Origin of the sequence: Lactobacillus xylocopicola, assembly GCF_033096005.1 — a bacterium.
Taxonomy (GTDB): domain Bacteria; phylum Bacillota; class Bacilli; order Lactobacillales; family Lactobacillaceae; genus Lactobacillus; species Lactobacillus xylocopicola.
On record NZ_AP026803.1, the window covers coordinates 1,060,526 to 1,072,715 of the forward strand.

Sequence of the window (12,190 nt, forward strand, 5' to 3'; positions counted from 1 at the left end):
TTTTAACAGTTTTTGCGGCTTGCTGCAGGATGTGGTCTCGGGTTCGCTTCTTCTATCTGCTTAACTAGAATTTTAAACGGAATAAGCAGGCAACCCAAAAGACCATTACCTATAAGGTAACAGTCTTTCTACTTGAACTTAGTTAGAGTAACTTTTCCAAGGCATCTTCATACTTCTGAATATCGCCCGCACCCATAAAGACAATCACACTGTCGTTATTTTTTGCCAGTTCAGTCATGTTATCAAGGTCAATATCTTCAGCACCAGGAATTTGGGCCACTAGGTCGGCACTTGAGATATCTCCGCCTGCTTCCCGCGCCGAAGCATAAATTGGCGTAATATAAACCTTATCAACTCCACGCAAGATTTCAGCAAAAGCGGCAGCATATTTCTTAGTCCGCGAAAAGGTATGCGGCTGAAAAACGACAACCAGGCGCTGGTGCGGAAACTTTTGCCGCGCTGCCTGAATGGTAGCCCGCATTTCGGTTGGGTGGTGAGCATAATCATCAATTATCTTAACGTCGCCAAAGTCTTTTTCAGCAAAGCGGCGCTTTGCTCCCTGATAATCAAGTAGTCCCTTTTTGATCTCGGCTAAGGGGATTTTTTCGGTATAAGCAACTGCAATTACAGCCGTCGCATTCAGGATGCTATGGTCACCAAAGAGATGAATAGTAAACTCCCCTAAGTCTGCCCCGTGGGCCACCACATTAAAAGTTGAACCAGTCGTCATTTTCTTCACGTTAACAGCTTGGAAGTCATCGCTATCATTAAAACCGTAACTATACTTGGCAACCTTGGTCTGTAATTGACGTAAGCGGTCATTACCACCCCAGACAAACAAGCCCTTTTGTGTCTGATCAGCAGCAGTCTGAAAGGCTGAAGTGTAATCATCCTGGTCCTTAAAGTAGTCGGGATGGTCAAAATCAATGTTAGTCATAATTTGGTAATCCGGGTGGTAGGCGAGGAAGTGGCGCCGGTATTCATCAGCTTCGTAAACAAAGAAGCGCGAATCCTTGATTCCTTTGCCTTGGCCGTCACCAATCAGATAGGAGGTCGGAGCTGCCTCAGTCATTACCTGGGCTAATAAGCCAGTTGTCGAAGTCTTCCCGTGAGTACCTGAAACGCCAATACTCGTATGCATTTTGACAATTTCTTCAACCGTATCGGGATAGCTCTGCCATGAAATCCCCTGCTCCTCGCAGGCGCGTACCTCGATGTTATCAGCCTTGAAGGCATTGCCCTTGACGATCACCTGACCGCCATGCTTAATGTTAGCTGCAGCAAAGGGCAAGACCCTAATGCCTGCTTTTGCAAGTGGTTCCTGGGTAAAGGTATATTTTTCAATGTCACTACCGGCAACCTCATAACCCAGATCATTGAGCAACATAGCCAGTGCAGCCATTCCGGTACCCTTAATTCCAATTAGCCAAATCTGCTTGTTCTTATCTAACATTCCCTTAGCTCCCCCAATATAATTCAATCGCTTACCATTCTACCATTTTTAGGTAAAAAGGGCAGCAGCACCACGCCAAATCAAATAACTTTGTCAAAAAAAGAACTTCCTCAACGGGAAGTTCTTTTTTTAGGCAAGCACACCACTTGCTAACAGCTCATCGCACTTCACTGGATCAAATGCTGCACCCACGGTAAAGTCATCGGGTACAACCAAGATGCCCCGCTTTTGTGGAGCATGCTTGAGCCCTAATTCGCGAGCCGAGCAAATCATGCCATAGGAATCAACCTGGCGTAGTTTTCCTGGCCAAATTTGTTGGCCATTAGGCATCAAGGTTCCTGGCAGAGCAACCACCACTTTTTGGCCTTGGTCAATGTTAGGCGCTCCACAAACAATCTGGTATTCCTCACCACCGACATCAACAGTTGTAACGTGTAGGTGGTCTGAATCCGGATGTTTTTCACAGGTCTTGACGTAACCATAAACTAGCGTTGGCTGGCCATAAGCAAGTTGATCAGCAAAACCAGCAGAAGTTAATTTTTGATTTAGGGCAAGCAATTGGTCGTCAGTCAATTTAACTTGACCATCCGGTAACTTGTCATAATCAATCACCTGGTCAACATTGAAAAAATTATAACCAATCGTCTTACCTGTTTCATCAGCAATCCGGGTTACCTCGCCCTGTTCCTCATACTTACTCAGCCCCTGGTCTTGCCCTAAAATAACAATCAAGGTGTTAGGATAGCTACGCTTATTGATACTAGTAATCATCTAAAATCCTCTTTCACTTAGTCAATCGACCGTAAAAAGTCTTCAACTTGGTCCTTAGTTTTGCGTTCCTTATTAACTAGTCGCCCAACTTCTTGACCATCTTGATAGACCACAAATGAAGGAATGCCCAAAATATCATGGTTCTTTGCGACCTCAACTGCTCCGTCGAGGTCGACTTGCACAAACTTGCTATCGGCAAAATCTTGCTCAATTGCAGGCATAAATTGTTCCAAAAATCGGCAATCTGGACACCAATCGGCAGAAAATTCCAGGACAACTCGTCCCTTGCCAGTAAGTTCAGTTAATTTTGCCTCATCTAATTGTTTAATTTGTTCCATAATAAAACCTCGCTATTAGTTTTGGTAGTTTATCCTTTTATTTTACCCTAAATCTGGCGTGAAGTGCATAAATCGGATTACCCTGGACCGCAAACTTGTGCTCATACTCCGTTTCTACGTTGGCAGCCAGCACTTTTGCAGCCTCATGATGCAGGTCGACAGAGACAAAGTCAAAATACACGCCATAGTTATTCATGCTTTGTAGTGAATAGGCAAATAGGCCCGCGTTATCTGTCTTAAATTCAACCACACCCCCGCTCGTTAAAATGGTCTGATACTTCTCTAAAAAGGTCTGATAGGTCAAGCGCCGCTTCTCATGCCGTGTCTTGGGCCAGGGATCACTGAAATTCAGATAAAGCACTTCGGCCTGGTGAGGCGGAAAGAAGGCATCGAGATTGACAGCATCCGCACACAAAATCTGCAGGTTGGTCAAGTTTTTTTCTAACTTGCTACGTAAAATTATGCCCGCAGCCGTTATTTGTAATTCAACGGCCACAAAATTCATTTCCGGGTGTTGTTCAGCCAAGCTGGCAATGAATCTGCCCTTACCCGAGCCAATTTCAATGGCCAGCGGCCGACTAAAATCACTGAAGCGCTGCGACCAGTCAATCTGCTTGGACGGGTCTGGTCGGTCAAGCACACTTTCTGGATGAGCCTGAACCAGGTCAACGGCCCAGGGCTTTTTTCGTAATCTCATTAATTAATCTTCCCTTTCTTTATTTTATATGGCAAGTAAAGGTTTAAAAGAACATTAGTCCAAATGACCAAACTACCAATTGCCTCCCACAACTGCAAGTTTATCGGTAACAGAACCAGCCAAAAGAGGCCGATAATTAGCCACTGCAGCAGTAAGGCAAGCGCCAAAACAGTTATTAAGTCTCGGCCCCGTTGGGTCCGCTCGATGGGATAGACCCTGTACATGATATTATCATCAAATTCACAAACGAGCGGTAATAGTTGATAGACTGTCAAAAAGACGACTAAACAGGTTAAGCCAAGGGCCCACCAAGTATTTTGCACTAACCAGGAAACTAGCACCGCAAAGGCGGTCATGCGAACTAACAAATTCAAGTATTCGGGATTACGCAAGAGGGCCCGCCGGTATAAGAAGCGGTTGGGAGTTTCACGGTCCAAATGCCGGGGTAGCAAAAAGTCTAGATAAGGCCGGCGACTAATACTAATTTGTTTTTCTTTCACGTCCGTAAACATCGAAAAGGCGGTGTAAACTCGATTTTTGCGCTTTTCTTCCTGGTCAACTGCATACGGCCAGTCAACTAACGGACTTGCCTGCGGTCTTAAAGTGAGCAAAATGATGCAGACCGCAACTAGCACAACCAGCCCATAGATACTATTAGGCTTGACCATTGCCACTGCCAAAAGCAAAAGCAAACTCAAGGTGACCGGCGCAAGCGCAAGCTTTCGTCCTGCAAAAAGGTTGTGTTCCTGCACCTTCAACTGCAATGTTTTAGCCAGTAAAACCAGCACAATAGCAAAAAGATAGTTCAAGGTTGGCAGTTGTGCCTTAAGCGCCGCAAAAGGAAATAAGATACCCGCTAGTAGTAACAAAATGATGGTGGGCACGATCAAACTGTAGCTAAAAAGCGGTTTTAAATATAGCCGCAAGCCATCATCTTGGGGTAATAAAAACTGCAAGTCGGCCGGTTTTAAGAGTGTTACCAACTTCCCGACTAGCAGCGGTGTGCCAAGCAGGAGGCCAACTAGCGGCCGATAAAACCACAAAGCAGTCGGCAGCTGCTTCATTGCTTGAGCATACCAAAACATTAGCCCACCAAACAAAAACATTAAGGCTAAAATAAAAAAGTCGTTAAAGACCAGCATTAGGTACTTGAGCGATTGCTGCACGTTCTTGCGCAACCTTGCTTGAGCCAGCTCACGCATTTTGCTGCTCCTGATTGAGAACCTGGTAAATGCGGTCGATCGGGTCCGCTTCCGTTAGGCCATAATGTGCGCGAATTGCGTTAAGGCTACCAACCATTTCGATGGTGCCATTGTTGAGCACAGCGTAATGGGAGATGGTCTGTTCGGCCCCAGTCAAGATGTGGGTCGACATGAGCACCATCTTGCCTGCAGCAGTCGCTTCATTAATTAATGTAATCAAGTTGCTGACCGCTAGCGGATCAAGTCCCGTGAAAGGTTCATCAATCACTAGTAGACTGGTATCGGCTAGAAAGGCACTGACAATCATCACTTTTTGCTTCATCCCTTTTGAAAAATGAATCGGTAACCATTCCAACTTGTCATCCAACCTGAATAGCTGCAATAGCTCTTGAGCTTTGACCCAGGCATTTTTTTCATTCAAGTGGTAACTCATCATAGTTAGTTCTAGGTGCTCCTTGAGGGTTAATTCGGAATAGAGCACGGGGGTCTCAGGAATGTAAGCAACCTGACGTTTAAAGTCGCTTGGTTGGCGACTCAAGTCGATATCATTCAACCTAATCTGTCCCTTTTGCGGACGCAAAAGACCCAGAAGATGCTTGATTGTAGTCGATTTACCGGCACCATTAAGACCAATTAGTCCCAATGCTTCGCCTGCTTTAATTTCCAAATTGATATCTTTAATGACTGGCACACCCGTGTACCCACCGGTTAAGTGCTCTATTTTCAGAACCATAATTCTCGTCTTTCTTTTAATGAATTTACTTATTTAATATGATAGCATGATATTGATAGAAACTAAATTTTGAAATAAGAGGTTTAAAAATGGCTGAGTTAGATAAGGAATGTTTATTTTGTAAAATTATTCAAGGCACTGTACCAAGCTACACCGTCTTTGAAAATGATGACGTTAAAGCCTTTCTAGACTTATCGCAGGTCAATCCAGGGCACACCCTGATGGTACCCAAAAAACATATTATTAATTTGCTGGATTATACTCCTGAGGATGCACGAAGGTACTTACAATACCTTCCAGCCATCGCCAACGCAATCAAGGAGTTTGATACTAACATCACCGGTATGAACATCACCACTAACAACGGAGCTAGTGCCAATCAAGTGGTTATGCACTCGCATGTTCATTTTATTCCTCGCTTTGAGGGTGACGGCTTAAAACTAGCAACCCGTAACAATGCGGAAAAGTATACCTCAGCTGATTACGAAAAAATCGCCACCAAAATCAAGGAACAATTTTAAGGAAGGAAAATTTATGAAAGAATTTAGTTTAGGACTAGCCGTCGGTGCGGCCACTGGGATTATTCTAGCTTTGGTCAAAGATAAAAACGGTCACCGGCTGGGCCAACCGATCCAAGCTCAGTTTGAAGCTGCCAAGACTGATGCAGGTGACTTAACTGCAGCCGTACACAAGTTGCAAGCAGCGGAGCAAGAGTTTGACCAGGCATTACCTAAAGTGCAAAAAACTATGTTTGAACTGGAAAATGAACTTGACTACTATCAGACCAGTACTGCCCGCTTGGTTAATAAAATGCAGCACCAAGCCGAACTTATTGACCAACACGCCCGCGCGCCTCACAAGGAGATAGATTAACAGTTAATCTTAGGAAAGTTTGCGTTTTGCTAAAAAATGGAAATTTAAAAAACTGAATGCGTCAGTTTATGTTATATTAGGTAACAGTGACTTAATTAATAGTGACTTATTTTAATAAGGATGTGGAGAATTTATTTTATGAATAAATATTTTAAGAAGGCAGCTGCAGCTGTCGTAGTTGCAGGTCTTGCTTTATCAACTGCTGCTTGTTCTAATAACGGCAAGACGGTTGCTTCATACAAGGGCGGTAAGATTACCCAGCAAGACTATTACGATGAGATGAAGGAATCGCAAGCAGGTAAGACCACGCTAGCAAATATGATCATCAATCGGTCTTTAGAGGAACAATACGGCAGTAAAGTTTCTAAGGATGAAGTAGACAAGCAGTTCAAAAACTACAAAAAGCAGTATGCTGGTCAATTCAATGCTGTATTGCAACAAAATGGAATGACTACGTCTAGCTTTAAGAAGAGCTTAAGAACCAACTTGCTTACAGAAGCAGCCTTAAAGGACATTAAATCAGTTTCTAAGAAACAAGAAGAGGACGCTTGGAAATCATACCAACCTAAAGTTACCGTTCAGCATATTCTTGTTTCAAAGAAATCCCAGGCCGAAGACATCATTAAGCAACTGAATGACGGCAAGAGCTTCAAGGAATTGGTTAAGAAATATTCGCTAGACACTGGAACCAAGTCTGATGCCGGTAAACTGCCAGCGTTTGACTCAACTGATTCAAGTTTAGATCCTGCATTTAAGAAGGCTGCTTTTAAGCTGAAGACGGGTCAAACCACCAAGGAACCAGTTAAGTCCCAATCTGGTTACCACGTTATTAGAATGATTAAGCACCCAGGTAAGGGATCATTTGCTTCGCATAAGAAGGAAATTGACAACCAAATTTACCGGTCAATGTCACAAAACCAAGAAACCTTACGCAGCGTAATTGCTAAGGTTTTGAAGAAGGCCGATCCGCAAATCAAGGATAAGGATCTTAAGGATGTCTTATCATCATACGTTGATACACCTGCTTCTAAGAAGTAATTCATAGATATCAACTAAAAAAGAAGTTTCAATGGAACTTCTTTTTTTAGTTTATTCTAATTTGCGTGAACTACTGAGCGCTTCATCGACTTTCGGCCGGTAGAACTTCCGACCGCCCTGGCTCATGATATTATCAGTAAAGTCACCCGGCCTGGTATGCTGCAATGCGTTAGTAATGGCATAAATTGATGCATCCAGATCGTCAATGCGGTGGAGTAATTCCGCTTCAAGCAGAGCCGGAAGTTTCGGCGAGCCGTACTCAAACTTGCCGTGGTGGGCCAGGACCATGTGTCTGAGTAGCAGCAAATCTTCAGATTCAGCGTCAATTTTAAGTTCCTGCGCGGCTAACATGATTTGTTCATCAATTAAAACAAGATGGCCGATTAAGTTACCCTCCGTGGTGTATTGCGTGGCGGCTGGACCAGTTAATTCCAGTACTTTACCCATGTCATGCAGTATACACCCCGCATAGAGTAAGGAACGATCAACTTGCGGATAGTTATTAGCTAACCCCTTAGCATCCCTTAGCATGGAAACGGTATGGTAAACTAACCCGCCTCGCACCGCATGGTGGTTACTCTTACCCGCAGGATAATCGAAGAAGCGCTGATCCCATTTTTTCAGTAAAAAGCGGACCAGCCGATTCCAAGTTGGATTCAAAATCTCAAACACGTACTGGTTAATCTCTTCCTTTAAGTCGGAAATCTTTTCAGGAGCGGACTTAATAAATTGCTTGAGGTCATACCCTTCTTCTGGTCCGACAACCCGCAAGCCATAAATCTTAATCTGTGGTTGCCCCTGGTACTCTTCCCGCTGGCCATCCAATTCAACGATTGTCCCGGCACTAAACGTGGCAGCGTCCTGATTGTTGGCATCCCAAAAATTACCGTGAATCTCACCGGAAGCGTCACCAAAGGTCATAGCCAGGTATAGTTTGCCCTTCTTGGTATGCCGCAATTGGGAGTTTTTGATTAAAACGACCGCCTCTAATTCCTCACCATCATTATAGTCCAGCAAGCGCTTATACATTTTTGGTTCCTTTCGTAAAAGTTAGTGGCTGCAACTGCAACTTATCTACCAAACTAGCTTGTGCCGTAAAAATCAGCACTTGGTTACTTGTAGCCACCTGTTCAAGCAACTGTTTAATCTGATCCGTTCTCTGGTCATCAAAGTCAACAAAAGAGTCATCAATCAGAACTGGTAGGTTGATTTGATTTTTGATTTGTTGAACAAAGGCTAACTTCAAGGCAAAATAAAGTTGTTCTGACGTTCCCCGCGACAGGTACTGCACCTTGATTTTCTTTCCGTCTGCTCGTGTAACCGTTAATTTTTGTGCAATTTCAATACTATTATACCGATTATTAGTCAGCAGCCGCAAATATTCTTTGGCCGCTGCCAACATCTTAGGAAAACGCTCGTTAGAGGCCAGGTCAAGTGCCCGCTCAATCCACCTGGCAGCAACTAAGTTAGCAAGATAGTCAGCTGACAGGTTTTGGAACTTAGTCTTGGTATTGGCCAAAGTTTGTTGAGCGGCAAAAACGGCGGTCGAGTTGGCCAAATTATTCATTTTGACCTTTATTTCAGCAATTTTATCCTGCTGAGACCGCACCTTGGTTTGATGATCCGCTATTGACTTAGCCAGGTCAACTAGTTGATTGGTCGCTTGCTCAGGATGCTGCTGCAATTGCGTTAATTGCGGCAAGTCGTCGTTAAGGGTAGCGGACATTATTGCAATTTTGGTTGACAGGGCCGCCTGGTCTTGCTGCTTGGACTGCAATTTTTGGTAATCAGCCATTGACTCGACCTGCGCTTGTGCCAAGGCAGCCTTTAGTTTAAGTCCTGCATCGTGCAATTTGGCAGTAGTTTGTTGCAGGTTACTGTGCAGGCTAGCCTGCTGTTCAAGCTGGCGCCGGTCCTTAACTTGCTGCTGCTCCAGCTGCTCAAATGCAGTCAAGACAGCAGCGAAGTCATTGGTAACCGGCTGATGCAAAACATGGCCTGTTGCAATTGCCACTTTATTTAGTTGGTCCAACAGGTCTTTTTCACGTTGCCGATTATGCTGCTGCTTTTGCTCCTGCAGCTGATACTGTCGCCATTGGTTCACTAAGTTGTGCAGGTCAAAATCTCCTTCAAGGCCATACTTGGCGGTAAAGGTAGCCCGCCTAGCGGCCACCTTTTTTTGTTTTGCCTGTTGGTCGTTTATGCTCTCTTGGTCCTGTTTTTGCCTAGCTAGTCCATAAGCTAAACTAGCAATTCCAGTAGCTAGAACTATTGCCCCACCAACTTTCGACACAGCTGCCAGCAGCACTAGTCCAACCACCACCAATGCGCCCCCAGCAAGTAGCATGATTGGGGAAATGTTTGACTGCGGTACTGGGGTTGCTGCTTTTTGAGGCAGTTCCTGGTATTCCCGTTGCAGATCGATAATCGCTGCCTGGTCCAGGTGGATAATCTTGGCCAAAGCTGGTTCAAGTGTCAGCAATTGCTGCTTTTCCTGTTCAATTTGCTGCTCCTGTTCGCGGCAGGTACGGTATTCTGCCTGCCATTGCAGTAGTTCCGGTTTTTTCTGCAGTAAGTTTTCTGCCTGGGTGTCGCCTGCTCGCTCTTGGCCGAACCGGTCAAGTTTTGTCTGCAGCTGCCGTTTATCTTCGCGCAGGCTTTCAACTTGCAAGGCAACAGTTTGCGTCGTCTGAAAGTGGTCTGGATCAAAGTTTACTTGCTCAACTTGGCCCTTCAAGTCAGTTAGTTTGCGGTAAGTCGGCAACAATTTTTTTAAGTGGTCGATCCGTTTATACTTTTTCTGTAAGTCTGCCAGTTCGCTTTCTAATTTGGCCAGTAGCTTTTTTTGCTCCTGCAGTTTCGCCGCAAGTTCTTGGTAGTCAGTAAATTCACCCGCGGACTCATTCACTTCCTCCTCCTCTGCTTTTAGTTGCTTTAACAAGCGATTAAGTGGCGGATTAGTACCACTTTTCTTGAATAGAGCGCTGGCTTTTTTGGCAAAGTCAGCGCGCAAATCAATTAACTGATCACTGTTGGACGCACCAAGGTAGTAAATTCGTTCGAGTAAGTCAGTCTGCTGCAGCTTGAAGACCTTAGCTAGCATATCCTGGTTGAAAATGAAACTGTCAGCATAAAAGTCACCATCAATATTTTTAATCTGGTCAAAAAAGACCGCCTCAGGCACTACCTGCCCGTTCCGCTTAACGGTCAGTGTTCCTAGCTTGGAACCCTTACCACTAGCATATAGACGCTCAAGCTCAAAATCATCACCGGTCTCACTTGCAAAAAACAAAGAACCGCCCATCGTACTGACGCGGGCCAGCGGCTGATAATCCTCAAAAAAGTCAGAACTATGCTTAGCCAAGTGGAAGCCAAACATTACCTGCTTGACAAAGGCCACTATCGTACTTTTACCAGCTTCATTAGCACCAAAAAAGACGGTCAAATCACCCGCAGTTAGATCAAAGGTAAAATTACTAAACTGACCAAAATTAATAATTTTTATCTTAGTTAATTTCATCGCTAATCCCCTTTAAGCGGCTGTTTAACTTGACCTCAGCCAAAGCCCTCACATCCTTTAAAAAATCAGGAGCTACTGCTAATTGGGCGGCAAAATCATCCTTTTTAGACCAGTCCCAACATAGTTGGGCAAAGTACTCTGGTGTAAAGATCTCATTTTCCGCTTCTTCAAAGAATACCCGATCACTAGCAGCGATCTCAAGGTGACTGCTTGGCGCAAAGCGAACATCAACTAACTGTGAGCCATGGTCAAGTTTGCTAGAAAGCAACTGCCAAAAATCACTATCTTCAACCAATTCTCGTTCTTGGTCATTCAAATACTCAGCACCAACCAGCTGCAAACTGTAGTAAGTGGTTACATCAGCCTGCAAAGTGGCCAACAGCCGACTTTGCAGTGCGGTTTGAGCAATTGGGCCCGCCAGTTCAACTTTAACCCGTTGCCAGACAATTGGGCCTGTTTGCACAAAATTAATTTCCGTTTGGCCTGTTTGTTCGTTGATCTCACCTAAAATGCAGCCTTTTGGTCCCAACTCATTAACATGGCGCCCCTGAATATTACCCGGATAAACAATCAATGGACTAGTCGATAGCATTTGACGCAGGTGAATATGACCCAGCGCAAAATAATCGTAATTGAGATTTTTCAGCTCACTCAAAGTAAAAGGTGCATAGACATTTTGGCCGTTTTGTCCAGATTGCTCTTGCGCATGCATCAGGCCGAAAGTATAGTGGCCACTCTTAGCTGGCAATTGCATCGCCTTGTTGGCGGTGATGTGGTTTTGCAAGTAAGAAAAGCCGTTGACCTCGTAAGTAAAGCCGCTTGCGGTCTGGCCCTTAATTCCCTCTATCTGCTCACCATCACCCAATAACTTGAAAAAGGGACTATCCGGCACTAGCAAGTCAGCTGCTCGCATGTGGTCGTGATTACCAAAAATCATCACCACCTGAATGTGAGCCGCAGTTAAACGCTCAATTTCACCAGCAAAAAACAGTTGGCTACTTGGATTGGGGCGCGGACTGTCAAAAGTATCGCCCGCAATCAATACCAAGTCTACCTTTTCCTGCAAAGCCAGGTCGACTATGCTAGTCAGTGATTGGTTAGGTGCTTGATGAATCTGCTCAAAGCTCTTAGATGGCAAAAAAGATAGCCCCAAAAATGGACTATCTAAATGCGCATCCGCAAAATGGATGAATTTCATGGTGTTTAGTCTCTAAGACCTTCATAAAGGTCATTAACTGGCTTAGTAATTGCCTTTTGAACCTCATCGAGTGTCTTATATAGGCCCTGCTCGGTCTGCAGTAACTTCATAATTAACGGGTCCTTTTGCAGACGTTCGTTCAATTGTTGGTAGCTGGCCTGTTGCTCCTTAGACAATTCTTTGCCTTGCGACTGTGTATCGATGATTTCAGTCTGCATCTTGTTCATTTCCGCAAACAAGGCAGAACTATCTGCGTTCCCTTTAACACCTTCAACCGCTTGTTCCAAAGCCTTGAATTCATCGACTTTTTGCAAATCAGCAGCTAGTTGATTAGCTGAGTCGTAAATATTTACCATTATCTTCCTCC

The 12,190-nt window shown here is 44.5% G+C and carries 13 protein-coding genes; 3 read left to right on the top strand and 10 right to left on the bottom strand.

All coding sequences use genetic code 11. The features are described 5' to 3' along the window. Positions 1-142: 142 nt before the first annotated feature. The 6 genes from murC to R8389_RS05305 all read right to left on the bottom strand — a co-directional run bounded on the left by murC (position 143) and on the right by R8389_RS05305 (position 5,194). Positions 143-1,453: a UDP-N-acetylmuramate--L-alanine ligase gene (gene murC, locus R8389_RS05280; RefSeq protein ID WP_317637000.1), complete on the bottom strand. Its 1,311-nt coding sequence runs from the start codon at positions 1,451-1,453 to the stop codon at positions 143-145. 129 nt (positions 1,454-1,582) lie between these two features. Then, a complete protein-coding gene (gene ytpR, locus R8389_RS05285) occupies positions 1,583-2,224 on the bottom strand; it encodes a YtpR family tRNA-binding protein (RefSeq protein WP_317637001.1) in 642 nt (213 codons plus the stop codon). Between the two features lie 17 nt (positions 2,225-2,241). Then, positions 2,242-2,562 carry a thioredoxin family protein gene (locus tag R8389_RS05290; RefSeq protein ID WP_317637002.1) on the bottom strand — a complete coding sequence of 107 codons (321 nt, stop codon included), beginning with the start codon at positions 2,560-2,562 and terminating at the stop codon, positions 2,242-2,244. 37 nt (positions 2,563-2,599) lie between these two features. Then, positions 2,600-3,259, bottom strand: a complete 660-nt coding sequence (gene trmB, locus R8389_RS05295; RefSeq protein ID WP_317637003.1) for a tRNA (guanosine(46)-N7)-methyltransferase TrmB — start codon at positions 3,257-3,259, stop codon at positions 2,600-2,602. After that, complete coding sequence (locus R8389_RS05300) at positions 3,259-4,461, bottom strand: ABC transporter permease (protein ID WP_317637004.1); 1,203 nt, start codon at positions 4,459-4,461, stop codon at positions 3,259-3,261. Before R8389_RS05300 ends, trmB begins: the two co-directional genes overlap by 1 nt. Next, entirely contained in the window at positions 4,454-5,194 is a 741-nt protein-coding gene (locus R8389_RS05305) for an ABC transporter ATP-binding protein (protein ID WP_317637005.1), read from the bottom strand. The genes R8389_RS05300 and R8389_RS05305 overlap by 8 nt, the downstream gene beginning before the upstream one ends. 89 nt (positions 5,195-5,283) lie before the next feature. Here R8389_RS05305 and R8389_RS05310 point away from each other — a divergent pair, with 89 nt between their 5' ends. The 3 genes from R8389_RS05310 to R8389_RS05320 all read left to right on the top strand — a co-directional run bounded on the left by R8389_RS05310 (position 5,284) and on the right by R8389_RS05320 (position 7,105). Continuing rightward, complete coding sequence (locus tag R8389_RS05310) at positions 5,284-5,715, top strand: HIT family protein (protein WP_317637006.1); 432 nt, start codon at positions 5,284-5,286, stop codon at positions 5,713-5,715. A gap of 13 nt (positions 5,716-5,728) precedes the next feature. Next, entirely contained in the window at positions 5,729-6,067 is a 339-nt protein-coding gene (locus R8389_RS05315) for a hypothetical protein (RefSeq protein WP_317637007.1), read from the top strand. A gap of 138 nt (positions 6,068-6,205) precedes the next feature. Continuing rightward, positions 6,206-7,105, top strand: a complete 900-nt coding sequence (locus R8389_RS05320; RefSeq protein ID WP_317637008.1) for a peptidylprolyl isomerase PrsA — start codon at positions 6,206-6,208, stop codon at positions 7,103-7,105. Positions 7,106-7,156: 51 nt separating this feature from the next. On the opposite strand, the gene R8389_RS05325 is transcribed toward R8389_RS05320, so the two are convergent. Genes R8389_RS05325 through R8389_RS05340 form a run of 4 tightly spaced genes read right to left on the bottom strand, consistent with a single transcriptional unit; the run spans position 7,157 to position 12,179 of the window. Next, positions 7,157-8,134 carry a 3'-5' exoribonuclease YhaM family protein gene (locus tag R8389_RS05325; protein ID WP_317637009.1) on the bottom strand — a complete coding sequence of 326 codons (978 nt, stop codon included), beginning with the start codon at positions 8,132-8,134 and terminating at the stop codon, positions 7,157-7,159. Then, positions 8,127-10,625 (bottom strand): ATP-binding protein, encoded by a 2,499-nt coding sequence (locus tag R8389_RS05330; protein WP_317637010.1) that lies wholly within the window; start codon positions 10,623-10,625, stop codon positions 8,127-8,129. Before R8389_RS05330 ends, R8389_RS05325 begins: the two co-directional genes overlap by 8 nt. Beyond that, positions 10,612-11,823 carry a metallophosphoesterase family protein gene (locus R8389_RS05335; protein WP_317637011.1) on the bottom strand — a complete coding sequence of 404 codons (1,212 nt, stop codon included), beginning with the start codon at positions 11,821-11,823 and terminating at the stop codon, positions 10,612-10,614. Before R8389_RS05335 ends, R8389_RS05330 begins: the two co-directional genes overlap by 14 nt. Before the next feature lie 5 nt (positions 11,824-11,828). After that, positions 11,829-12,179, bottom strand: a complete 351-nt coding sequence (locus tag R8389_RS05340; protein WP_317637012.1) for a YlbF family regulator — start codon at positions 12,177-12,179, stop codon at positions 11,829-11,831. Between the last annotated feature and the right edge of the window lie 11 nt (positions 12,180-12,190).